Consider the following 23,568-nt stretch of genomic DNA (forward strand, 5'->3'; position numbering starts at 1 on the left):
ACCGCGGGTCGAGCCCCTCCAGGTCCTGACTCGTGACCGAAGCTATCCACCGATGTTGTGCACAGGGGTGTGCACAACATCGGTGGTGAGCGCGCAGCGATGTGGACAACGGTGTGGGAAACCGGTGGACGAAAAATGGTTTCCGAAACCACTTGCGGGGCAACGATTCCGGGCACTAGAAATCTCTCACGCGCTCCGGCCGGGGGTCGAGACGGGGAAACCCGCACCGATCTCAGGGCAGAGCACAGGTCAGCCGGATAACGGTGGACCGCCTTGACCGGGTTTCCTGGTCGAGGTCCCCAGAGCCTTCGGGTGAGGGGTCCGTGGGCGACGCCGCGGAGGTACTCCGAGCCCGCTGACCAGATCGCATCGTTGTGGTGCTGCGGCCCGCCGCATCGCCAGGACGCCACCGTCGCAGTGGAAACCGCGCCCGGCCCGCCCGGGACGGAGCGATCGAGACGGAGCAGAGGCTGCTGTCGGCCGCGCCGGCCAGAAAGTGCTGCACCACCCCGTGCACAGGCGCGCCACCTCGGTGGCCGCACCTGCCACACCTCGGAGTTCTGCCGGGGCTGGTTCGCCCAGCACCGGTGGGAGCCTCCGACGAAGGCCCCTCGAACTCATACTTCGGGGGGCCTTCGTCGTGGGTGGGGCGGGTTCCGGAACGCCGGGCCGCTCGGGACGCCCCAGACCGTACGCTGAGTGCATGGTCCCGGAGCTCAGCATCGTCATCCCCGTGTACAACGAGGAAGACGTCCTGCCCCTCCTCGTGCGGCGGCTCCGGCCAGTTGCCGACTCGCTCGACCTGGCCTACGAGATCGTCGCCGTCGACGACGGGAGCACCGACCAGTCCCCCGTCGTCCTCCAGCGCATCCTGCGCGAGTGGCCCGAGCTGCGGGTCGTGCGGCTGCGTGCGAATGCCGGCCACCAGGCGGCGATCTCGGCGGGCCTGGCCAGCGCCCGAGGGGCCCACGTGGTCACCCTCGATGCCGACCTGCAGGACCCGCCCGAGGTGATCCCCGAGATGGTGGCCGCCGCGCGGCAGGGCGTCGATGTCGTCTACGGCGTGCGGACCGACCGGTCCAGCGACTCGCTTGTTCAAGCGCGCCAGCGCCCGCGCCTTCTACCGCCTCATCCGGCTCATGTCCGGCACGCACGCCGAGGTCGATGCCGGGGACTACCGGCTGATGTCGCGCGCCACGATCGACGCCGTGAACGCCCTGCCGGAGCACCACCGCGTCCTGCGGTTCGTCGTGCCGGCGCTCGGGTTCCCCCTCCGCGCGGGTCGAGTACCGACGCGACGAGCGCGCAGCCGGCAAGTCGAAGTACCCGCTCACCAAGATGGTGAAGCTCTCCCTCGACAGCGTGACCGGGTTCTCGACCGCCCCGTTGCGCGCCGCGACCTGGCTCGGCCTGCTCGGCGGCGTGGCGGCGATCCTCCTGCTCGCCTACGCGCTGGTGTCGATGGCCCGCGGCGACACCCTTCCTGGTTGGACCTCCACGGTCGTCGCCGTCGCCGGTGTGGGCGCGGTGCAGCTGCTCTGCGTGGGGATCCTTGGCGAGTACGTCGGGCGGATGTACGCGCAGCTCCAGGCACGACCGACCTACTACGTGGCCTACGACTCGCTGACCGGCCCGGTCACGTCCGTGGACGGGCCTCTGCGAGCAGAGTCACGCCCGGCAGCGCCTTCACCGGCAGATACCGCTCCAGCGTCACGACCGCCCGCAGCCCGGCGTTGACGACGCGGGGCACCTGCTCGAGGTCCGAGCCCGAGGACGACCGGCGGCGCAGGGCGACGACGGGTCGCAGCAGGACGTTCCACGACGTCAGGGAGGTCACCTCGAAACCCCCCTGCTGCAGCACCTGGCTGAGCGTGGCGCGCGTGTAGCGCCGCACGTGGTCGACCGCGACGTCGTGCTCGGACCACAGCCGCGGGTCGGCCGGCACCGCGACGAGGAACCGGCCCTGCGGCCGCAGCACCCGCCGCACCTCGGCCACCGCCGTGGCGTCGTCGACGATGTGCTCGAGGACGTCGAAGGCGACGACGAGGTCGAGGGAGTCGTCGGCGACCGGCAGGGACGTCGCATCGCCGCGCAGCACGGCCAGCTTGCGCTCCGCCGCCACCTCGGCACCATCGGCGCCGTACTCGAGCGCCGCCACCGACCAGCCGGCGGCCTGCAGCACCCGGGTGTTGCCCCCACCGGCGGCCCCGACATCGAGCGCGCGGCCCGGCGTCAGCCCCTCGATGGCTCGGGCGAGCAGGTGCCTGCGCTCGCGGTACCACCAGTGCGCGTCCTCGAGTGCCGCCAGCTTGCGGACTTCAGTGCCTTCCACGAGCAGTCATCCTGCCAGCAGGCTCGCCGCACGCGGACGGCAGCCGCCGCAGGGTCGCTCAGGCGCGAACCTGCCCGTCGCCCTCGACGATCCACTTGGTGGTGGTCAGCTCGGGCAGCGCCATCGGCCCGCGGGCATGCAGCTTCTGGGTGGAGATCCCGATCTCGGCGCCGAAACCGAACTCGCCACCATCGGTGAAGCGGGTCGAGGCGTTGACCATCACCACGGCCGCGTCGACCTCGGCGGTGAAGCGCCGAGCCGCGGCGCGGTCCTCCGTGACGATGGCCTCGGTGTGGCCGGACCCGTAGCGGGCGATGTGGTCGAGCGCCTCGTCGAGGTCGGGAACCACGCGGACGCTCAGCTCGAGCGCGAGGTACTCGGTCGCATAGTCCTCGTCGGTGGCCGACACATGGGGAACGCCTGCCGTGTCGGCCGCCGCCGCTGCCGCGGCGTCGGTGTGCAGCACGACGCCGGCCCCCGACAGCTCCGCCAGGACCTTGGGCAGGAAGTCAGCGGCCACGCCCTCGTGCACGAGCAGCGACTCGGCCGCATTACACACGCTCGGGCGGTGGGTCTTGGCGTTGACCGCGATCGCCAGCGCCTTGTCGAGGTCTGCCGCGGCATCGACGTAGACGTGGCAGTTGCCGACGCCGGTCTCGATGACCGGGACGGTCGACTCGAGGACGACCGTCTGGATGAGGCCCGCACCACCTCGCGGGATGATGAGGTCGACCAGCCCGCGCGCGGTGAGCAGCGCGCGCACCGCGTCGCGGCCACCCTCGAGCAGGGTGATCGCCTCGGGCGGAAGTCCTTGGGACGCAAGGGCACCTCGCATCACGTCCACCAGGGCGCGGTTGGTCGACTCGGCTGCCGATCCACCTCGCAGGATCACGGCGTTGCCGGACTTCAGGCCCAGCCCGGCCGCGTCGACGGTCACGTTGGGCCGCGCCTCGTAGATCATGCCGACCACGCCCATGGGTACCCGCACCTGGCGGATCTGCAGCCCGTTGGCCAGCGTCGACCCCCGCACGACCTCACCCACCGGGTCCGGCAGGGCGGCGACGTCACGCAGCGCCTGCGCCACGGCGGCAACCCGTGCGGCGTCCAGCGCGAGGCGGTCGAGCAGGCCCTGCGGCATACCTGCCTCGCGGCCGCGGGCGAGGTCTGCGCCGTTCGCGGCGACGATCTCGTCGGTGGCCGCCTCGAGCGCGTCGGCGAGCGCGAGCAGGGCCGCGTCCTTCTCCGTGCGGTGCAGGAGGGCCAGCCGGCGCGCGGCCACGCGAGCGGCGCGCGCGACGGTGGCGACCTGGGCGACAGCGGCCGGGTCGATGCTCTGGGTCTGCTCCACCATGCTCCAAGGGTATGCCGGGGCGCCGGCCACGAGGACGTCCGTTCCGTCCGCCGGACCGCCTGCACTGTGCCGGTCCGCTGGTTCAGTGCCGGTCCGCTGGTTCAGGGCCGGTCCGCTGGTTCAATGGGGCGGGTGAGCATCCTGTCCATCCAGTCCACCGTCGCCTACGGCCACGTCGGCAACAGTGCCGCGGTCTTCCCGCTGCAGCGGCTGGGCCTCGAGGTCTGGCCGGTCGCCACCGTGCACTTCTCCAACCACACCGGCTACGGCCAGTGGCGAGGCCCGCTCCTGGCCGCGGAGGAGGTCCGTGAGGTGCTGACGGGGATCGAGGAACGGGGCGTGCTGGGGCGCTGCACCGCGGTGCTCAGCGGCTACCAGGGAGCGGAGGACGTCGGTGCGGTCGTCCTCGACGCCGTCGCGCGCGTCAAGGCCGTCAACCCCGGCGCGGTCTACTGCTGCGACCCGGTGCTGGGCGACACCGGGCGCGGGTTCTTCGTCCGGCCCGGCATCCCCGAGTTCATGCGGGACCACGTCATCCCGGCCGCCGACATCGCCACCCCGAACCACTTCGAGCTCGACTACCTCACCGGCCGCGGCGAGCGCACGACCACGATGGCTGGCGTGCTGGAGGCCGTCGAGGACCTGCGAGCCATGGGGCCGCGCACCGTGCTGGTGACCTCGCTGGTCCACGACGGCATGGGCGAGGACACCCTGGAGCTGCTGGCCGTCGACGACTCGGGAGCGTGGCTGGTCAGCACTCCCCTGTTGCCCGTGTCCGTGAACGGTGCCGGCGACCTCACCGCGGCGTTGTTCCTCGCCCACCTGCTCGACACGGGGTCTACCGCCATGGCGCTGGGCCGGACCTCGTCCTCGGTGTGGGCGGTGCTGGCCGAGACGGCGCGCTCGGGTGAGCGCGAGATCCAGATCGTCGCCGCCCAGGAGGCGATCGCCCACCCCGACGAGCGGTTCGCCGTGCAGGTGCTGCGCTGACGGCGGGGTCAGACCAGCCCGAGGTCAGGGCAGCGCGACGTCACAGCAGGGCGAGGTCGTCGCGGTGCACGACCTCGCGCTCGTACTCGGGCCCGAGCTCGCGGGCCAGGTCACGGGTCGACCGGCCGAGCATGCCGGGCAGCTCGGCCGAGGTGTAGTTGACCAGGCCCCGCGCGATGACCCGTCCGTCACTGGTGCACAGGTCGACCGGGTCACCCTCGGCAAAGGTGCCCTCGACCGCGGAGATCCCGGCAGGCAGCAGCGAGGTACGCCGCTCGGTCACGGCGCGCACCGCGCCCGCGTCGAGGACGAGCCGGCCCCGCGGCGTCGTGGCATGAGCCAGCCAGAGCTTGCGCGACGTGCGCCGCGACCCGCTGGGGACGAAGGCGGTGCCCACGTCGGCCCCGTCGAGCGCTTGCTGGATGCGGTCGGCGCTGGTGAGCACCGTGGTGATGCCCGCGGCGTTCGCGATCGACGCGGCCTCGACCTTGGTCACCATGCCGCCGCTGCCGACGCTCGACCCGGTGCCCCCGATCACCACGTCGTCGAGCCCGGCGCCGCCCACCACGAGCGGCACCCGGCTGCTGCCCGCACGACTGGGCGGCCCGTCATACAAGGCATCGACATCGGTGAGCAGCAACAGGCCGTCGGCGTGCACGAGATGGGCGACCAGAGCGGCCAGCCGGTCGTTGTCGCCGAACCGGATCTCCTGGGTGGCCACCGTGTCGTTCTCGTTGACGATCGGCACGATGCCGAGCTCCAACAACCGCCCCAGCGTGCGCCGCGCGTTGGTGTAGTGCGACCGGCGGGTCACGTCGTCAGCCGTCAGCAGGACCTGCCCGACCGTGAGTCTGTGGGCGCCGAAGGCGCGCTGGTATGCCGCGACAAGGGCTCCCTGCCCCACGCTGGCCGCGGCCTGCTGGGTGGCGAGGTCCTGTGGCCGTCGGGTCAGGCCGAGGGGGGTGATCCCTGCCGCGATGGCACCCGAGGAGACCAGCACGACCTGATGGCCGGCCAAGCGGCGGCGGGCGAGGGTGTCGACGATCGTGACGAGCCGGCCCTCGTCGAGCGAACCGCCGTCAGCGCCCGTGAGCGAGGACGAGCCGACCTTGACGACGAGTCGGGTGGCCCGGGCGACGTCGAGCCGGCGGTCGGCACCGCTCACTCGTCGTCCTCGTCCTCACGGGCCGTAGCCCAGTGGCCGGCCTTGCGCTCTGCGGCGAGCTCGCTGCGGGCTGCGGTCTTGGCGGCCCGTCGCGCGGCGTAGTCGGAGCGCTTCTCGTCGCGGGTGGGGCGGGCCGCGTCCTCGAGGCGCAGGTCGGTGCCGCGCGCTCCGAGCAGCTCGGCGCCGGTCGCGAGGGTGGGCTCCCAGTCGAAGACGACCGCGTTGTCCTGCGGGCCGATGAGGACCGTCGACCCGGCGACCGCCCCGGCCTTGAACAGGGCCTCCTCGACGCCGGCCCGGTTGAGGCGGTCGGCGAGGTAGCCGACGGCCTCGTCGTTGGAGAAGTCCGTCTGACGCACCCAGCGAGTGGGTCGCTCGCCCGCGATGCGGAAGACCTCGCCGTCGGGGGTGTTCTCGTGGACGATCGTGAAGCCGGCGTCGTCGACCGACTTGGGCCGCAGCACGATGCGCTTCGGCACCGCGGTGGCAGCCTCGATCTCGGCGCGCGCGGCCGTGACGTGACGGGCCATGGCGAAGGTCAGCTCGCGCAGTCCGAGGTGGGCCACCGCGGAGACGATGAAGACCTCGATCCCCCGGGCCTCGAGGTCGGGCTTGACCATCTCGGCCAGCTCACGCGCCTCGGGGACATCCGCCTTGTTGAGCACGACGATCCGGGTGCGCTCCGACAACGGGCGCCCGCCGAGGGTCTCGTCGGGGACGTACTGCGAGAGCTCCCGCTCGATCACGTCGAGGTCGGTCATCGGGTCGCGACCGGGCTCGAGGGTGGCGCAGTCGATGACGTGCACGAGCACCGAGCACCGCTCGACGTGGCGCAGGAACTCCAGCCCGAGCCCCTTGCCCTGGCTCGCGCCGGGGATCAGCCCGGGCACGTCGGCGACGGTGAACCGCTGCTCCCCCGCCTGGACCACGCCCAGGTTGGGGACCAAGGTGGTGAACGGGTAGTCGGCGATCTTGGGACGCGCCGCCGACACGACCGCGACGAGGGAGGACTTGCCCGCGGAGGGGGAACCCAATCAGGGCCACATCGGCCAGGGACTTGAGCTCGAGGACGATGTCGAGCTCGTCACCGGGCTCGCCGAGCAGGGCGAAACCGGGGGCCTTGCGCCGGGCCGACGACAGCGCCTTGTTGCCCAGCCCACCGCGACCGCCACGGGCCGCCACGAACTCAGCGTCGGGGGCCACCAGGTCCGCCAGCACCGTGCCGTCGGCGTCCTTGACGACCGTGCCAGCGGGCACGGGCAGCACCAGGTCGTCGCCGTCGGCGCCGTTGCGCTCGTCGCCGGCCCCGGGCTTGCCGTTGGTCGCCTTGCGGTGCGGGTGGCGGTGGTAGTCGAGCAGGGTCGTGGCCTGGCCATCGACCCGGAGCGTCACATCGCCCCCGTGGCCGCCGTTGCCTCCGTCGGGCCCACCGAGGGGCTTGAACTTCTCGCGCTTGACCGAAGCGACTCCGTGGCCACCGTCGCCGGCGGCGACGTGCAGCACGACGCGGTCGACGAACGTGGTCATGGGGCTCTTCTCTCTGTGCGGTCTCTATGCATGGATGCGCCCCCCGATTCTAGGAGGGGTCTAGGACGGGTCTAGGTGGGGAACGCAGGAAGGGAGCGGGCCCAGTTCAGGCCCGCCCCCTTCGAGGCGGTATGCCGCGCGGCTGGGCCACGCGGCATACCTCAAAGATCAGCTGGCGTCCGCGGTCTCCAGCGGGACGATGTTGACGACCCGGCGACGACGACGCGTGCCGAACTCGACGTTGCCCGCGACGAGCGCGAACAGCGTGTCGTCGCTGCCGCGGCCGACGCCCTCACCGGGGTGGAAGTGCGTGCCGCGCTGGCGGACGATGATCTCGCCCGCGTTGACGAGCTGGCCGCCGAAGCGCTTCACGCCGAGTCGCTGGGAGTTGGAGTCCCGACCGTTACGGGTCGAAGACGCACCCTTCTTGTGTGCCATGTCAGTACCTGCCTTCTACGTTCTGTGATCCGGGACTCAGGCGTCGATCGCGGTGATCTTGACCTGGGTCAGGTGCTGACGGTGGCCCTGACGCTTCTTGTAGCCCGTCTTGTTCTTGTACTTGATGATCGTGATCTTGGGGCCCTTGGCGGCCTTGACGACCTCGGCGGTGACGGTGACCTTGGCGAGCTTGTCAGCGTCGCTGGTGACGGTGGAGCCGTCGACCACGAGCAAGGGGGTCAGGTCGAAGCTGTCGCCGGCCTTGCCACCGACCTTGTCGATGATGAGGACGTCGCCGACGGAAACCTTCTCCTGGCGGCCACCTGCGCGAACAATCGCGTACACGGGGAACTCTCTTTCGTACTTCGGGAGGCACGCGCTCTCTGTCTGAACCGGCCGGCAGCGACCCACGGTTGAATCAGCTCGGTCGAGGTGACTCTCGCGCGGACGCCGGACGGTGGGCGCACCAAGGGGCAAGATTACCGGGTGGAAGGCCCCGCGAACAAACCGGCCGGAGCCGGGCGGCGGCGCGGGTCAGCCCGCGCCGCTGCCCGATCGGTCAGGACGCGTCCGACGTCGCTTCTGCCGGGGTGGTGTCCGCCCCGTCCGTGACCGGACGCGGCGGTCCGGCAGGGGCCACCACCCGGCCTCGCTTGCGGCGCTTCGGCGTCGAGCTGGCCGGCGTGCTGGTCGTGTCGGCTGGCGTGACCGGCGTGACCGGGGGCGTCGAGCTGGCCGGCGTGCTGGTCGTGTCGGCTGCCGTGACCGGCGTGACCGTCGCCTCGTCGAGGTCGGTGCCGTCGTAGCGGTCCGCGTGCCCGAACGAGTCGATCGAACCGTGCTCGTCGTGCTCGTCGTCGTGGTGGTCGCTGGTCGACTTCAGGGCCGCAGCGTGCGCCGCCGCGGCGATCTGCGCCGGAGTCGGTCCGCCGTGCGCGGGCGCGCTCGGCTCGGCGGGCGCAGCGCTGGCGACTGCACGCCCGCGACGACCGCGGCCGGTGCGGGCCTGTCCGGTCCCACCCTGGTTGGCGCCACCACCACCGCTACCACCGTCTCCACCGGAGGACCGCTCCACCGGGTCGGCGTGGACGATGATGCCGCGACCCCCGCAGTGCTCGCAGGTCTCGGAGAAGACCTCGATCAGCCCGGAGCCGACCCGCTTACGGGTCATCTGGACCAGGCCGAGCGAGGTGACCTCGGCGACCTGGTGCTTGGTGCGGTCCCGGCCCAGGCACTCGAGCAGCCGCCGCACGACGAGGTCGCGGTTGGACTCCAGGACCATGTCGATGAAGTCGATGACGATGATGCCGCCGATGTCGCGCAGCCGGAGCTGGCGCACGATCTCCTCGGCCGCCTCGATGTTGTTCTTGGTGACCGTCTCCTCGAGGTTGCCGCCCGAGCCGACGAACTTGCCGGTGTTTACGTCGACGACCGTCATGGCCTCGGTGCGGTCGATCACGAGCGAGCCACCCGAGGGCAGCCAGACCTTGCGGTCCATCGCCTTGGCGATCTGCTCGTCGACCCGGTGGTGGGTGAAGAGGTCCTCCTGCGAGGTCCACTTCTGGAGGCGCTCCGCGAGGTCGGGGGCGACATCGCCGAGGTACTCGCTGACCTCGGCATACGCCTGGTCACCGGCGACCACCAGCGAGGTGAAGTCCTCGTTGAACACGTCCCGGATGACGCGGACGGTGAGGTCCGGCTCCCCGTGGACGAGGACGGGCGCGCCGCCCTTCGCCTTGGACTTCGACTCGGCCTTCTGCGCGATCTTCTCCCACGTCTTGGTGAGGCGTTCGACGTCGGCGCGCAGCTCGTCCTCGCTGGCCCCCTCGGCCGCGGTGCGCACGATGACCCCGGCGCTGTCGGGCACGACCTCCTTGAGGATGCCCTTCAGGCGGCTGCGCTCGGTGTCGGGGAGCTTGCGGGAGATGCCCGTCATCGAGCCCTCGGGCACGTAGACGAGGTAGCGGCCGGGCAGCGAGATCTGGCTCGTGAGGCGAGCGCCCTTGTGGCCGATCGGGTCCTTGGTCACCTGGACGAGCACCGAGTCGCCCGACTTCAGGGCGTTCTCGATGCGCTTGGGCTGGTTGTTCTCCAGGCCCGAGGCGTCCCAGTTGACCTCACCGGCGTACAGCACGGCGTTGCGGCCCTTGCCGATGTCGACGAAGGCGGCCTCCATCGACGGCAGGACGTTCTGGACGCGGCCGAGGTAGACGTTGCCGGCCATCGACGCGTTGGTCTCGCGGGACACGTAGTGCTCCACGAGCACGCCGTCCTCGAGCACGCCGATCTGGGTCTTGCCACCGCGCTCGCGCACGACCATGACCCGCTCGACGCTCTCCCGACGGGCGAGGAACTCGGCCTCGGTGATGATCGTGCGGCGGCGACCGGCCTCGCGGCCCTCGCGGCGGCGCTGCTTCTTGGCCTCGAGGCGCGTGGAGCCCTTGACGCTCTGGGGCTCGTCACGGCGCGCCTCGCGGACCTTGGTCACGGTGCCGGGCGGGTCGTCGTTCTCGGCGGCGGAACCGCCGCGGCGGCGACGACGACGACGCCGGGTCGAGGTGCCGTCGCCGTCGAAGTCGGAGTCGGCCTCGGAGTCGGGGCCGTGGCCGGAGTCGTCGCCCTCGGCGTCCCGGTCCTGGGGCTCGGCGCCGGACGCGCTGGCGTCCTGGCCACCCCCGCTGGAGTCCTTGGCGTCTCCGCTGGAGTCCTCCGCGCCACCGCGACCACGGCCGCGGCCCTTGCCGCCGCGGCGACGGCGACGGCGACCGGCCTCGGACGTGTCGGAGTCGAGGTCATCGGTCGGGTGGTCGGTCTCGAGGTCCTCCGGCTCCGCCGCAGGCTCCTCGCGCGTCGCAGGCTTCTCCCCAGCCGTCTCGGCTGCCCGCTCGCCGGCCGGCCCTGCCGGAGCGGCCGCCTTGCGGGTGGCCCGGCGCGCGGACCGCGCAGGCGCGGCGGCGGCGACGTCGGGGGCCTGGAACAGCAGACCGAAGCTGGGTACGGCGGGCGGCTGCTGCGACGCCTCGGGCTCGTTCGGCTCGTTCGGCTCGTTCGGCTCCCCCGTGGCCTCGACGCCGTCGACCTCCTCCACCGGCGCCTCGGGCGCGGTGGCGCCCTTCGTGCTCGCCCGCTTCGTGGCGGCCTTCCTCGCGGTCTTCTTCGCCGTCTTCTTGGCCGCCTTCTTTTCGGCAACCTTCGGGGCGGACGCCGCGGCGTCGGTGGGCTCCGGGGTCGGGTCGTCCGCGGTCGGCGCGGAGACCGGGGCCGGAGCCGAGGCCTTCTTGGTGGCGCGTCGGGCGCGCTTTCGGGCGGGCGCAGGGGCACCGCCGGTGGACTCGTCGCCCACGCTCGCCTCGCGAGGAGCGTCGGCGTCGCCGGTGGCGGTCGTCTCGGTGGACTGGAACAGGTCTTCTGTGGATGCCATCGCGGCGTCCTTCCGTCACCCACGAGGCGAGGGCCACACCCGAGGACCCGCGAGGGCCACTCCGATCAGCCGCGTGGTGCGCATCAAGCGTCGTGTCGGTGGCGGCTGCCATCGACACGGAAGTCGGTTGGCTACGCCCGTCGAGGCTCGCGCAGGTCGCGCGGCACCAGCTCAGGCGCCGTCGTCGTCCTTGTCGGCAGCCAGTGGATCAGCCACCCCAGCGGTTGCGGTGTGCAGCGGGCCTTGCGCCAGCCGGGTCACCAGGGGTGGTGTCGGTGGAGCCAGCTCGGTTACTGCTCGCAGCGCGGTCAGGACGTCGTCGGGGCGTACGGCCGGTGTGGTGTGCCGTACGACCATCCGCAGTATCGCACAGTCCGGCCGCGGTGAGGTGGATACGTCCATCGACACGACGGCCGAGCGCACGTCGAAGGTCTTCGGCCCGGTCTTGAAGGTGCGGGTCACCTCGGCGCGCTCGAGGGCGAGGAGCTGGTCGACGGCCCGGCGGAGCTCACCCGACTCCACCCCTCGGAACTCGATCACCCAGTCGCTGGCCTGGAGCCGGTCGGCGAGCGCCCCGGGCTCGGCCTCGACGACCTGGAGGATGTCGAGGCCGTCGGGCAGCGCGTCGCCGAGAGCGACCCGCACCGAGTCGGGGTCGACCCGCTCGGTGACCGAGATCTCGAAGTACTCGGCCTCGCTCGCGGTGCCGGTGGGGGCCGCGTTCGCGTACGAGATCTTGGGGTGGGGGTGGAACCCGGCCGAGAAGGCCATGGGGACACCGGCACGCCGCAGGGCTCGTTCGAGCGCCCGTTGGAAGTCACGTGTCGACGAGAACCTCAGCCGCCCGCGCTTGGCGTAGCGCACCCGCAGCTTCTGGACCGCGGGCTCCGGCGGTGGTCCCTCGGGAACGCGCTGTCGTGCCATGGCAGGAGCGTATGCCGCGCCGCCCGCAGGTACGGAATCCGCAGATGTGCACCCCCGCACCGCGCGCCCCTCTAGCGTGACGCCATGGCTGAACTCGATCGCGCCCGCCTGACGGCGCTCCTTGACCGTGAGCAGGCGGCATACACCGCGAACCACCCCCGCAGCCGCGAGCTCTTCGCTGCCGCCGGCAACCTCTTCGGCGGCGTCCCCATGACGTGGATGAACATGTGGTCCGGCGGCTTCCCCCTCTACCTCGACCACGCCACCGGCAACCGGGTCACCGATGTCGACGGGCACACCTACGTCGACTTCGCGCTCGGGGACACCGGCGCCATGGCGGGCCACTCCCCCGCCGCCACCGTGGCCGCCGTGCAGCGGCGCGCGGGTGAGCTCGGCGGCATCACGACGATGCTGCCGACGCAGGACGCGCAGTGGGTGGGTGCCGAGCTGGAGCGGCGCTTCGGTATGCCGCTGTGGAGCTTCACGCTGTCAGCCACTGACGCGAACCGCTGGGCCATCCGGCTCGCCCGGCTCGCGACGGGGCGCCCCAAGGTGCTCGTGTTCGCGTACTGCTACCACGGGTCCGTCGACGAGGCGTTCGCGCTTCCCGGTCCGGACGGCAAGGCCCAAAGCCGCCCCGGCAACGTCGCTCCCCCGTCGACCTCGACCTCACCACCCGCGTCGCGACCTGGAACGACCTTGCCTCGGTGGAGGCCGCGCTCGCCCACGGGGATGTCGCGGCGATCCTCACCGAGCCGGCGCTGACCAACATCGGGATCGTCCTACCGGAGGACGGGTTCCTCGACGACCTGCGCCGGCTGGCGACCGAGCACGGCACCTTGCTCATGATCGACGAGACGCACACCTTCTCCGCGGGCTGGGGTGGCGCGACCCGCGAGTGGAAGCTCGAGCCCGACATCGTGGTGATCGGCAAGTCGATCGGTGGCGGCATCCCCAGCGGGGCGTACGGCATCAGCCGCGAGGTCGCCGCGGCCGTCACCCGGCACACGGCCGCTGGCGACGCGGACATCGTCGATGTCGGGGGGTCGGCGGCACCCTGGCGGGCAACGCCCTGTCGACGGCCGCGATGCGCGCGACCCTCGGCGAGGTCCTGACGCCCGAGGCCTTCGCCCACATGACCGAGCTAGCCACCGCGTTCGCAGCGGGGGTCCAGCGGACCTTCGACGAGCTCGACGTCCCGTGGTCGGTCAGTCGGCTGGGCGCCCGGGCGGAGTACCGGTTCACCCGTCCCGCGCCCCGGACCGGCGAGGAGTCAGCGGCAGCTGCGGACGACGCGCTCGACGCCTACCTCCACCTGGCCCTGTGCAACCGCGGCATCCTCATGACGCCGTTCCACAACATGGCCCTGATGTGCCCGGACACGTCGCGCGCCGACGTCGACCGGCATACCGAGGTGTTCCGCGAGGTGGTGGGCGCACTCTGGGCGTGATGTCCGCTTGGTGGCGTTGGTGACGGATGACAGCGCCGGGGGCCGGGCGTACCTTCGAAAGTTGACCACTTCAGGGTGAAGCGGCCGGTGGCGAGATGCGGAGGGCTGACGGTGTTCATCCAGATCATCCAGGGAAAGGTGCGCGACGCGGGCGAGATGCGCCGGCTCAGCGACGAGTGGCGCGACCAGATGGGGTCGTCCGCGCAGGGCTGGCTCGGCGGGACCTACGGCATCACGGACGACAACGAGTTCGTCGGGGTCGTCCGCTTCGAGAGCCGCGAGGCCGCGGCGCGGAACTCGACCAAGCCCGAGCAGGGCGAGTGGTGGAGCCGCATGGAGGCCTGCTTCGACGGACCGGCGTCGTTCCACGACTGCGACAACGCCGTGATGTTCCTTAACGGCGGTTCCGACGACGCCGGCTTCGTCCAGGTGATCCAGGGCCGGGTGAGCGACCCGGAGCGGTTCCGCCACTTCATGGAGCAGCCGATGGACATGCTGCACGAGCAGCGCCCCGAGATCATCGGCGGCACGATCGGCATGGAACCCGATGGCTGGTTCACCGAGACGGTGGCGTTCCGCAGTGAGGCCGAGGCGCGCGAGGGCGAGCAGAAGGAGCTGCCCGAGCAGGCCCAGCGGGATTGGGCCGACGAAATGGCCATGATGAACGACGTGCGGTACCTCGACCTGCACCACCCGTGGTTCGCCAGCGCGCCCATGGCGGGGATGACCAGCTAGCCGTCACGGTCACCCTTGTCTTTGAGGGGTCTGGGTTGCCAGGGCAGCCCAGACCCCTCAAAGACTCACCGCAACGTGTCACCGCCGGAGGCTGCAGCCCGCGCGCCGACACGGACGCGGTCGTCCTGGCCATCCGCGGCTGCCCAGGATGGAGCCGAGCTCACCCGCGGTATCGCACGGGGTCACCGCCACATCCGGCCAGAACACGCGCGTGGTCACTCGCGCCCGGGTCAGCTGTTGCCGGTCGCGCTGCCCGTCGCGCACCCGGTCGCGCCACTGCTCGTGCCCGAGCCGCCCGTCCACCTCGACGAGCAGGCCGTACTCGGCATAGTCGAAGTCGTGGTACCGGCGGCGGCCCAGGTCGGAAGCCTCCTGCCGGAGCGAGCGCGGCAGTCCGTGGGCTCGCTCGACGTCGCGGACGAACAGCAGCTCCGCCCCGCTCTCGCCACCCTCGTCGATCTCGGCCAGGGCAGTGCGCAACAGGGCGCTGTGCCGGTGACCACCGCGCGCCACCAGCTCGGCCCAGAGCTCGGACACCGTCGTCAGCTCTCGCTGAACCGCACGCGCCACCAACGACAGGGCGTCGAGCCGGCTGCCGCGCGTCGCGACGTCCAGCACGGTCGCGGCGGCCGTGGTTCGCCAGGGGAAGGCGCGGTCGTGCACGAGGTCGTCCCAGCGCATCGAACGTCGGACCGTCGCCCCGGACGGTCGGGCCACGCTTCGACGTTGCGGAACCACGAGCTCGATGGTTCGCGGAGGGTGTGGTCGTAGCCCCCAGAGGTATGCCGCGCTGTCGCCACACAGAGCGGCGTCCGCGGCGGGGCTGCCGGACAGTGCCCGCAGGAGCGCTGCCGTCGCGGCGGTGCGCCAGTCGTCGCGCCCGGGAACCGTGAGGAACACGCCCTCGTGCACGCGGACCCACCTGCCCGAGTCCACCCGCCACCTCAGCATCGCCAACGGCACACCCGCCTCGAGGCACTGCGCCCGGGTCAGCATCCCCGACTGGTGGTCGGCGAGTCGGCGAAGCGCGGTCCAGTCGACAGCCACCAGCCCAGGGTGCCCGGGCGGCGACCGTGAGGCGCTCGCTCATCCACAGGGTCGCGCGGACCCGAGTCTTTGAGGGGTCTGGGCTGCCAGGACAACCCAGATCCCTCAAAGACTCGCGGCAGAGCCCTCGCTCAGTGCTGGTGGGCTACCAGGTCCGAGCGCCCTGCGCCCAGCACGGTCAGCGGCAGGAGCGTCTTGCCCGTGGGCCCGACCTCGATCTCGGTGCCCAGCTGAGGGCAGACCCCGCAGTCGAAGCACGGCGTCCACCGGCAGTCGTCGACCTCGGTCTCGTCGAGCGCGTCCTGCCAGTCGGCCCACAGCCACTCCTTGTCGAGCCCGGAGTCGATGTGGTCCCACGGCAGCACCTCGGACTCGCCCCGCTCACGGGTGGTGTACCACGGGACGTCGACGGGGAGATCCGCGAGGGCCGTGGAGGCAGCGGTCATCCACCGGTCGTACGAGAAGTGCTCGCTCCAGCCGTCGAACCGTCCGCCGTCGCACCAGACCTGCTCGATGACCCGACCCACCCGTCGGTCGCCGCGCGAGAGCAGGCCCTCGACGATGCCGGGCTTGCCGTCGTGGTAGCGGAAGCCGATCGACGAGCCGTACCGCCGGTCGGACCGGAGCGCGTCGCGCAGCTTGGCCAGGCGCGCGTCGGTCTCCGGCGCCCCGAGCTGGCCACACCACTGGAACGGCGTATGCGGCTTGGGCACGAAGCCGCCGATCGACACCGTGCAGCGGATGTCGCGGCGCCCGGAGACCTGGCGGCCGGTCTCGATGACCTTCTTGGCGAGCTCGGCGATCTGGAGCACGTCTTCGTCGGTCTCGGTCGGCAGGCCGCACATGAAGTAGAGCTTGACCTGACGCCACCCCGCGCCGTAGGCCGCCGCGACCGTGCTGATGAGGTCGTCTTCGGACACCATCTTGTTGATGACCTTGCGGATGCGCTCGCTGCCGCCCTCGGGGGCGAAGGTCAGTCCCGAGCGCCGCCCGTTGCGGGTGAGCTCGTTGGCGAGGTCGATGTTGAACGCGTCCACGCGCGTCGACGGCAGCGACAGGCCGGTCTGGGTCCCTTCGTACCGGTCGGCCAGCCCCTTGGTGATGTCAGCGATCTCGGAGTGGTCCGCCGAGGACAGCGACAGCAGCCCGACCTCCTCGAACCCGGTGGCCGCGAGCCCGCGCTCCACCATCTCGCCGATCCCGGTGATCGAGCGCTCGCGCACCGGGCGGGTGATCATGCCGGCCTGGCAGAACCGGCAGCCCCGCGTGCAGCCACGGAAGATCTCGACCGACATGCGCTCGTGCACCGACTCGGCCAGCGGCACCAACGGCTGCTTGGGGTACGGCCACGCGTCGAGGTCCATGACGGTGTGCTTCGACACCCGCCACGGCACCCCGTGGGCGTCGGCCTTGGGAGCGACCCGCTGGATCCGGCCGTCGGGCAGGTAGGAGACGTCGTAGAGCGAGGGCACGTACACCCCGCCGGTGCGCGCCAGGCGCAGCAGCAGCTCGCGGCGGCCGCCCGGCATACCCTGCGCCTTCCACGCACCGATGTGGTCGGTGACGGCGAGCACCGCCTCCTCGCCGTCGCCGACGATGGCCGCGTCGATGAAGTCGGCGATCGGCTCGGGGTTGAACGCTGCGTGGCCCCCGGCGACGACGATGGGGTCCGCATCGGTCCGCGCGTCCGCGTGCAGCGGGATGCCGGCGAGGTCGAGCGCGGTGAGCATGTTGGTGTAGCCGAGCTCGGTGGAGAACGACAGCCCGAGCACGTCGAAGTCGCGCACGCTGCGGTGGGCGTCGACGGTGAACTGGGGTACGGCGCTCGCGCGCATCAGTGCCTCGAGGTCGGGCCACACGGCATACGTGCGCTCGGCGAGGGCGTCCGCGCGCTCGTTGAGCACTTCGTAGAGGATCATGACGCCCTGGTTCGGCACGCCGACCTCGTAGGCGTCGGGGTACATCAGCGCCCAGCGGGTGGTCAGTTCCTCGCCGCCTGGGCCGTGACCGCCGCAGTTCCAGTCCTTGACGGTCGAGTTGAGCTCGCCGCCGACGTACTGGATCGGCTTGCTGACCTGCTCGAGCAAGGGCTCGAGGGCAGGAAAGACGGTGGCTCCCGGGGTGTGGTTCATGATGGCCCAAGGGTAACCGGGCCTCCGCGATGAACGCGCATCCGCGACGCATCCGCTGCGCATCCGCGACGGATCGGCGGCGCGCCCATGGCGGGCTCGACGGGCGACTCCCAGTTTGACCCTTTACCCTGCCGGGCATGCCCGCACCCCGGACACGGCTCGCCGTCGGCGCGCTGGCCCTCCTGCTCGCCGCGCTCACCGGTTGCTCGAGCGCCGCCATGACGACGGCACCGATGGCCGGGCAGGCCACGGTGGCCGCGCCCGCCACGGCCACGCCCGCGACGCCGACGCCCGCGACCCCCACGAAGACCCCCATCACGGCCACTACGTCCACGACCGCCGACACCTCGCCGGTCGTCGTCGTCGGGCTCGGCGACTCGGTGACCTCGGGTTTCGCGTGCGACTGCACGACGTTCATCGCCCTGTATGCCGCGTTGCTGCGGCAGCGTGCCCACCGGCCGACCGAGGCGGTGAACCTCGGGGTCGCCGGCCTCACGAGCATGAGCCTGTCGGAGCAGCTCGACTCCGTCGCGGCCCGGGTCCAGCTGTCCCGGGCCGGCGTCGTCGTGCTCACCATCGGAGCCAACGACCTCAACCCGCTGATCGGGCGGTGGCAGAAGGGTGGGTGCGACACCTCCTGCATCGAGCCGGCGACGGACCTCATGGGCACCCGGTTGGCGGCGGTGCTGACGCGCCTCGGGACGCTCGTGCCGGCGGGCGCGCACATCCTCGTGACGACCTACTGGAACGTGTTCGAGGACGGCGACGTCGCGGATGCCGACTACGGCAAGAGCTTCGGGCCGTGGAGTGCCGCAGTGACGCGGTCCGCGAACGCCCACATCTGCACGGCGGCAGCCCAGGCCGGCGACTCGTGCGTCGACCTCTACGAGCCCTTCGAGGGTGCTGGTGACCGCAACCCGACCGCGCTGCTCGCGGACGACGGGGACCACCCGAACGCGGCAGGACACCGGCTGATCGCCCAGACCCTCATCCAGGCCGACTCGCTGGGGGCCTTGGGGTAGGCGCTGGGTTGCGCGCTGGGTGAGGCGATGGGTTGCGCGCTGGGTTGCGCGCTGGGTGAGGCGATGGGAGCGGTGGGTTAGGCGTGGAGCCGCGCCGACAACCAGTCGAACCCGGTCGGCAGCACCCGGGCCCAGTTGGCGTAGTTGTGACCACCGCCGGGCACGATGATCGACGAGGCGGTCATCGGCGGCCGGACCAGTGACAGGAACCGGCGCAGGTCGCTGAACCCGCCCAGTCCGCCCTCCGCCTGGCCGATCGAGGCGAGCACGGAGACCGGCGGTGCGGGCTGGTGCGCGAGCAGCCACTCGGGGCTGTTGAGGTTCCGCAGCACCTGGGACCCGCCCCAGAGGTTGCCCGTCGTCGGGTCCTCGAGCGTGTGGTAGTACCCCGACAGCGACACCGCGGCCCTGAAGACGTCGGAGTGCAGCATCGCCTCCTTGACGGCGCAGTAGCCACCGGTCGACTCGCCCATCGCGCCCCAGTCGAGCGGTCGGACCCGCAGCAGCCCGTCCACCGCGGTCGGGACGTCCTGCGACAGGTAGGTGAGGGCCTGGGGGCCGGCCGGCACGTCGGTGCACTCGGTGTCGCGCGGCGGGGCCACGGTCGGTCGCAGCATGACGACGACCATCGGTGCGGCCCGGTGGTGGGTCAGCTCCGCAAGGTACAGCTCGGGCACGTGCAGCCGGCTGACCAGGCTCGCAGTCACCCCGGGGTAGCCGGTGAGCATCTCGACCGCCGGGAACTGGTGGTGGGCGTAGGCCGGCTGGAAGTATTGGGGCGGAAGGTAGATGAGCGCGTCTTCGGTCAGGCCGCTGCGGGCGCCGTGGATGCGCAGCGACTCCACCTTTCCCCTGACCGTGGCGGCCGAGGCAGGCGACCACGGCGTGGGCTTGGCCACCGTGACGGCCGGCACGACCATGGTGCGGCCGAAGTGACCCTGGGGCCACTGCGGGGCTGCCACGACCTGCTGCGAGCCGGTCCCGAACAGGTCGCTCCACGTGCCGTAGAAGTAGCCGTAGTTGTTCACCGCCGCACCCACCAGGAGCACAGCGGCGACCTGGCAGACCAGCACCATCCCGACGCGCTGGGCACCCCTGAGCACCCGTGGCCCGACCACCCTGGGCCACAGGAGCAGGGTCGCGGCCATCACGACGACCAAGAGCCCTGCGAGCAGGGTCTCGAACTGCCACCCGAGCAGCGGGACCACAGCACCTCCTCAGTCGTCACCAGCCTTGCATCCCAGTGTGAGAGCCAGCCGTGGAAATGCTGGGAACCCACTGGTCGTTCTCAGCGTCCGCACAGGAACCCCACGGCTGCGAGTGCGCGGCATACTGGCCAGATGGGCCCGCCCAGCCGCGTGGCGCAGGCCATGGATGCCGTGCCCCGTCGCGCGTTCCTCCCAGCCGACCAGCAGCGACACAGCGAACGCGACGCCCCGCTGCCCATCGGTCACGGCCAGACCAACAGCCAGCCCACCACGGTACGCCGCATGCTGGAGCTGCTCGACGTCCGCCCCGGCGACCGGGTGCTCGACGTCGGGTGCGGCTCGGGCTGGACCACGGCCCTGCTCGCGTGGCTGACCGGGCCGTCGGGCCAGGTGTGGGGGGTGGAGCGGGTGCCCGACCTCGCCAGCTTCGGGGCGGGCAACGTGCGCGCCTCCGGTATGCCGTGGGCACAGGTGGGCCCGGCGGTGCCCCACGCGCTGGGCCTGCCCGCGCAGGCGCCGTTCGAGCGCATCCTGGTGTCCGCCCAGGCCCGGGTGCTCCCCGCGGAGCTCGTCGCGCAGCTCACGCCGCGGGGCGTGCTGGTCATCCCCGTGTCGGGACGGATGCTGCGGGTCGTCGCCCCCGCTGCCGGGGCGGACGTTCCCCACGTCGAGGAGCACGGGTGGTACCGGTTCGTGCCCCTCGTCGCCGACCCGCCGCCGGGGCCCCTGGTCGACTAGCTCGTGCCGAGAGCCCGGGTCGACTCGTTCGTGTAGAGCGCGTCGAGCGTCGGCTGGTACTTCTCGCTGACCGCCTTGCGCCGCAGCTTCAGGCTCGGGGTGAGGTCGCCGTCCTCGATGGTCAGGTCGTGGTCGAGGATGGTGAACTTCTTGACCTGCTCCCAGCGGTTGAGGTTCACGTTGAGCGTGTCGACGTACGTCTGGACCATCTCGCGTGCCTCCGGCGAGGTCACGACCTGCGCATACCCACCGCCGATCCCGCGCGCCTGCGCCCACTCCTGGATCGCCTCGGGGTCGAGGGTGACCAGCGCGGTGACGAAGTTGTGGTCGGCCCCGTAGACCATGATCTGGCTGACGTACGGACACAGGCCCTTGAAGGTCGACTCGATCAGGGCCGGCGCGACGTACTTGCCACCCGAGGTCTTGAAGAAGTCCTTCTTCCGGTCGGTGATCCGCAGGTACCCGAGCTCGTCCAAGGCGCCGATGTCGCCGGTGTGCAGCCACCCGTCGGCGTCCTTGGCCTGCGCGCTCTCCTCGGGCTTGTCGTGGTAGCCCTCCATGACGCCCGGTCCGCGCAGCAGCACCTCGCCATCCGCGGCGATCATCACCTCGGTGCCGGGCAGGGCCCAGCCCACCGTCCCGATCCGGTTCGTCGCCGGACGGTTCACGAACGACGCTGCGCTGGTCTCGGTGAGCCCGTAGCCCTCGAGGATGACCAGGCCCACGGAGTCGAACCACCGCGCGACGTCGCGGTTGAGGGCGGCGGATCCGGAGATGAAGAACCGGATCCGGCCCCCGAACCGGTCGCGCACCTTGGCCAGGACCAGCCGGTCGGCCAACGCGTACTGGCCCGCCAGCAGCCCGGTCGGTTCGTGGCCCGCGGCCCGCAGGTCGGCGACCTTGGCCCCGACTGCGGTGGCCCAGGCGAAGAGCTTGGCCCTCGGGCCTCCCTCGCCTGCCACGGTGGTCGTGATCCGGCCGTACGCCTTCTCGAAGATCCGCGGCGCGGCCCCCATGAAGGTGGGCCTCAGGACGGCGAGGTTGTCGACGATCTTGTCGACCCGACCGTCGACCGCGGTCGGGAACCCGATCTGGAGGGGCAGCGTCAGGAGGACCTTGCCGAAGACGTGCGCGAGCGGAAGCCACAGGAACTGCACGTCGTCCGGGCTGAGGATGCCGACCGCGTCGACGGCCGCCGCTTCGTAGGTCCAGGCGTCGTGGGTGAGGCGCACCCCCTTGGGCCGGCCGGTGGTGCCCGAGGTGTAGATGATGGTGGCCAGCCGGTCCCCGGTGAGCGCATCGATGCGATCGTCCACAGCCGAGGACGTCGTGCTGAGCAGCTCACGCCCCATCGTCTCCAGCTCGGTCAGCGAGATGACCCAGTCGCCGTCGGCCGTACCGTCGAAGGTGACGACCCGCGAGACCTCGGGCAGGTCGACGCGACGCTCACGCAGCTTGGCGATCTGGTCGTCGTCCTCGGCGAAGACCACGACACTGCCCGAGTTGGCCAGGATGTACGACACGTCGGGCGCGATGGTCGTGGGGTAGATGGTGGTGGTCGCCCCACCCGCGCACATCACCGCGAGGTCGGCCACGACCCACTCGTACCGGGTGGCCGAGGCGATCGCCACCCGGTCCTGCGGCTGCACGCCCAGCGCGACCAGACCGGCGGCCAGGCGGTAGGCCTGCTCCTGGACGTGCGCCCAGGTCACCGACCGCCAGTTCTGCCCGTCCGGGAACCGGAAGGCCTCGGCATTCGGGCTCTGGTCGACGCGGGCGCGGAACAGGTGCGCCACGCTGGGCGCGCGCTGGTCGATCACGTCCTGCCTGACCTGCTCGGTGGCTGCACTGGGCCTCTGCCGGGCCTGCGTCGTCATGGGCCTGCCTCACTCGGGTGTCAGACCGATCGTGCCAGACCCGCGATGGATCAGCCCACCAAACGGGCCAGACCAGCGATAGGTCAGCGGCGCAGGGACGACAGGTGGGCGTTGTTCACAAGCCCGATGGCGATCCAGCACGCGAACATCGACGATCCCCCGTACGACAGGAACGGCAGCGGCAGCCCCGTGACCGGCATGAGCCCGAGGTTCATGCCGACGTTCTCGAAGACCTGGAACACGAACCACACCGCCACCCCGACGCCCAGGAGCAGGCCGAACGCGTCTTGGGCCCGGGCGGCCACGAGGATCGCCCGCAGCACGACGAAGCCCAGCAGGAGGAGGAGGCCAGCGGCACCGAGGAACCCCAGCTCCTCCCCCGCCACCGAGAACACGAAGTCGGTCTGCTGGTACGGGATGAAGCCGCCCTGGGTCTGCCGTCCCTCGAACAACCCCTGGCCGAGCCACCCCCCGGAGCCGATCGCGATCCGCACCTGGCGGGTCTGGTAGCCGATGCCCTGCGGGTCGGCCTGGGGGTTGGCGAACGCGGTGAGCCGGTCGCGCTGGTAGCCACTGAGCACGGGCGTCGTCAGCGCGACCACGATCCCGGTGACCACGAGGCCCACCGCCGCTGCCAGCCACCGCTTCGGGGTGCCGGCGACGGCGACCACGCCGAACGCGAGGGCACCCAGTACGAGCGCTGAGCCCAGGTCGGGCTGGAGCATGACCAGTCCGATGGGCACGGCTGCCACGAGCCCCGCCACGAGCAGGTCTCGGCGGTCCGGCTCGGCACCGCGGTCGAGCCGCTCGCCCAGGATGATGGCCAGGCCGAGGCAGAGTGCCACCTTGGCGAACTCGGACGGCTGGACGGAGAAGCCGCCAGGCAGCTGGATCCACGAGTGCGAGCCGTTCACCGTGGACCCGACCGGGGTGAGGACGAGCAGCAGGCCGCCGATGGAGAGAAGGTAGAGCAGCGGCGCGAGCGCACGCAGGAGCTGGTACCCCATGCGGGTCACCCCGACCGCCAGTCCCAGGCCGAGGGCGGTGTTGAGCAGGTGCCGCACGAGGTATGCCGTGCCGGCCTCCCGCCGCGTCGCGGAGTACACCAGCAGCGCCCCGACGAGCGACAGCCCGAGCGCGGCCACGACCAGGCCCCAGTCGCTGCGGGTCCAGCGCACCGAGCCCCCGGCAGCCCGGCTCCACCAGCGGTC

21 protein-coding genes and 1 pseudogene are annotated in these 23,568 nt (G+C 71.6%); 9 read left to right on the top strand and 13 right to left on the bottom strand.

From position 1 onward, the window contains the following. Positions 1 to 703 precede the first annotated feature (703 nt). Positions 704 to 1,345, top strand: a complete 642-nt coding sequence (locus tag GKE56_RS17345) for a glycosyltransferase family 2 protein (RefSeq protein WP_230209262.1) — start codon at positions 704 to 706, stop codon at positions 1,343 to 1,345. Then, positions 1,339 to 1,737 (top strand): hypothetical protein, encoded by a 399-nt coding sequence (locus GKE56_RS17350; RefSeq protein ID WP_230209263.1) that lies wholly within the window; start codon positions 1,339 to 1,341, stop codon positions 1,735 to 1,737. Before GKE56_RS17345 ends, GKE56_RS17350 begins: the two co-directional genes overlap by 7 nt. Here GKE56_RS17350 and GKE56_RS07500 read toward each other — a convergent pair. Beyond that, positions 1,637 to 2,332 carry a bifunctional 2-polyprenyl-6-hydroxyphenol methylase/3-demethylubiquinol 3-O-methyltransferase UbiG gene (locus tag GKE56_RS07500; RefSeq protein ID WP_154684009.1) on the bottom strand — a complete coding sequence of 232 codons (696 nt, stop codon included), beginning with the start codon at positions 2,330 to 2,332 and terminating at the stop codon, positions 1,637 to 1,639. The two genes, GKE56_RS17350 and GKE56_RS07500, sit on opposite strands and share 101 nt — an antisense overlap. A gap of 58 nt (positions 2,333 to 2,390) precedes the next feature. Continuing rightward, positions 2,391 to 3,683, bottom strand: coding sequence for a glutamate-5-semialdehyde dehydrogenase (locus GKE56_RS07505; RefSeq protein WP_154684010.1), 1,293 nt, complete (start codon positions 3,681 to 3,683; stop codon positions 2,391 to 2,393). A gap of 132 nt (positions 3,684 to 3,815) precedes the next feature. On the opposite strand from GKE56_RS07505, the gene pdxY reads away from it, so the two are divergent. Continuing rightward, positions 3,816 to 4,673 carry a pyridoxal kinase PdxY gene (gene pdxY, locus GKE56_RS07510; protein WP_154684011.1) on the top strand — a complete coding sequence of 286 codons (858 nt, stop codon included), beginning with the start codon at positions 3,816 to 3,818 and terminating at the stop codon, positions 4,671 to 4,673. A 40-nt stretch (positions 4,674 to 4,713) separates the two neighbouring features. On the opposite strand, the gene proB is transcribed toward pdxY, so the two are convergent. From proB to GKE56_RS07540, 6 genes and pseudogenes are all read right to left on the bottom strand, one after another. Then, a complete protein-coding gene (gene proB / locus GKE56_RS07515; protein ID WP_154684012.1) occupies positions 4,714 to 5,838 on the bottom strand; it encodes a glutamate 5-kinase in 1,125 nt (374 codons plus the stop codon). Beyond that, positions 5,835 to 7,365: pseudogene (gene obgE, locus GKE56_RS07520) on the bottom strand (GTPase ObgE). The gene proB and the pseudogene obgE overlap by 4 nt, the downstream one beginning before the upstream one ends. Positions 7,366 to 7,533: 168 nt before the next feature. Next, positions 7,534 to 7,803 (bottom strand): 50S ribosomal protein L27, encoded by a 270-nt coding sequence (rpmA, locus tag GKE56_RS07525; protein ID WP_154684013.1) that lies wholly within the window; start codon positions 7,801 to 7,803, stop codon positions 7,534 to 7,536. 36 nt (positions 7,804 to 7,839) lie between these two features. Further along, positions 7,840 to 8,148, bottom strand: a complete 309-nt coding sequence (rplU, locus tag GKE56_RS07530; RefSeq protein ID WP_154684014.1) for a 50S ribosomal protein L21 — start codon at positions 8,146 to 8,148, stop codon at positions 7,840 to 7,842. Positions 8,149 to 8,362: 214 nt separating this feature from the next. Continuing rightward, a complete protein-coding gene (locus GKE56_RS07535; RefSeq protein ID WP_154684015.1) occupies positions 8,363 to 11,224 on the bottom strand; it encodes an Rne/Rng family ribonuclease in 2,862 nt (953 codons plus the stop codon). 171 nt (positions 11,225 to 11,395) lie between these two features. Continuing rightward, the gene (locus GKE56_RS07540; RefSeq protein WP_154684016.1) at positions 11,396 to 12,148 is read right to left on the bottom strand and encodes a TIGR03936 family radical SAM-associated protein; all 753 of its coding nucleotides are present in this window, start codon (positions 12,146 to 12,148) and stop codon (positions 11,396 to 11,398) included. Positions 12,149 to 12,232: 84 nt separating this feature from the next. Here GKE56_RS07540 and GKE56_RS17830 point away from each other — a divergent pair, with 84 nt between their 5' ends. From GKE56_RS17830 to GKE56_RS07550, 4 genes are all read left to right on the top strand, one after another. Continuing rightward, positions 12,233 to 12,913 (top strand): aminotransferase class III-fold pyridoxal phosphate-dependent enzyme, encoded by a 681-nt coding sequence (locus GKE56_RS17830; protein ID WP_255424984.1) that lies wholly within the window; start codon positions 12,233 to 12,235, stop codon positions 12,911 to 12,913. Further along, on the top strand, positions 12,856 to 13,263 hold the full coding sequence (locus GKE56_RS17835) for an aminotransferase class III-fold pyridoxal phosphate-dependent enzyme (protein ID WP_255424985.1): 408 nt from the start codon (positions 12,856 to 12,858) through the stop codon (positions 13,261 to 13,263). Before GKE56_RS17830 ends, GKE56_RS17835 begins: the two co-directional genes overlap by 58 nt. After that, a complete protein-coding gene (locus GKE56_RS17355; protein WP_230209264.1) occupies positions 13,236 to 13,598 on the top strand; it encodes a hypothetical protein in 363 nt (120 codons plus the stop codon). Before GKE56_RS17835 ends, GKE56_RS17355 begins: the two co-directional genes overlap by 28 nt. A 111-nt stretch (positions 13,599 to 13,709) precedes the next feature. Then, the gene (locus GKE56_RS07550; protein ID WP_154684017.1) at positions 13,710 to 14,333 is read left to right on the top strand and encodes a hypothetical protein; all 624 of its coding nucleotides are present in this window, start codon (positions 13,710 to 13,712) and stop codon (positions 14,331 to 14,333) included. Between the two features lie 78 nt (positions 14,334 to 14,411). Here the strand turns inward: GKE56_RS07550 and GKE56_RS07555 are convergent, their stop codons facing one another. Both GKE56_RS07555 and GKE56_RS07560 read right to left on the bottom strand, forming a co-directional pair. Beyond that, positions 14,412 to 15,380 (bottom strand): type IV toxin-antitoxin system AbiEi family antitoxin domain-containing protein, encoded by a 969-nt coding sequence (locus GKE56_RS07555; RefSeq protein WP_154684018.1) that lies wholly within the window; start codon positions 15,378 to 15,380, stop codon positions 14,412 to 14,414. A gap of 131 nt (positions 15,381 to 15,511) precedes the next feature. Continuing rightward, the gene (locus GKE56_RS07560; RefSeq protein WP_154684019.1) at positions 15,512 to 17,512 is read right to left on the bottom strand and encodes a TIGR03960 family B12-binding radical SAM protein; all 2,001 of its coding nucleotides are present in this window, start codon (positions 17,510 to 17,512) and stop codon (positions 15,512 to 15,514) included. Between the two features lie 137 nt (positions 17,513 to 17,649). On the opposite strand from GKE56_RS07560, the gene GKE56_RS07565 reads away from it, so the two are divergent. Continuing rightward, entirely contained in the window at positions 17,650 to 18,534 is an 885-nt protein-coding gene (locus tag GKE56_RS07565) for an SGNH/GDSL hydrolase family protein (protein WP_154684020.1), read from the top strand. 77 nt (positions 18,535 to 18,611) lie between these two features. Here GKE56_RS07565 and GKE56_RS07570 read toward each other — a convergent pair whose 3' ends face one another. Beyond that, positions 18,612 to 19,742, bottom strand: coding sequence for an esterase family protein (locus GKE56_RS07570; RefSeq protein WP_154684021.1), 1,131 nt, complete (start codon positions 19,740 to 19,742; stop codon positions 18,612 to 18,614). Between the two features lie 132 nt (positions 19,743 to 19,874). On the opposite strand from GKE56_RS07570, the gene GKE56_RS07575 reads away from it, so the two are divergent. Then, positions 19,875 to 20,480, top strand: a complete 606-nt coding sequence (locus tag GKE56_RS07575) for a protein-L-isoaspartate O-methyltransferase (RefSeq protein ID WP_154684022.1) — start codon at positions 19,875 to 19,877, stop codon at positions 20,478 to 20,480. Here GKE56_RS07575 and GKE56_RS07580 read toward each other — a convergent pair. Beyond that, complete coding sequence (locus GKE56_RS07580) at positions 20,477 to 22,357, bottom strand: long-chain fatty acid--CoA ligase (protein WP_154684023.1); 1,881 nt, start codon at positions 22,355 to 22,357, stop codon at positions 20,477 to 20,479. The genes GKE56_RS07575 and GKE56_RS07580 overlap by 4 nt on opposite strands. Before the next feature lie 83 nt (positions 22,358 to 22,440). After that, positions 22,441 to 23,535, bottom strand: a complete 1,095-nt coding sequence (gene rodA / locus GKE56_RS07585) for a rod shape-determining protein RodA (RefSeq protein WP_154684024.1) — start codon at positions 23,533 to 23,535, stop codon at positions 22,441 to 22,443. Positions 23,536 to 23,568 lie beyond the last annotated feature (33 nt).

The sequence above is a fragment of the Nostocoides sp. HKS02 genome, assembly GCF_009707485.1.
GTDB lineage: Bacteria > Actinomycetota > Actinomycetes > Actinomycetales > Dermatophilaceae > Pedococcus.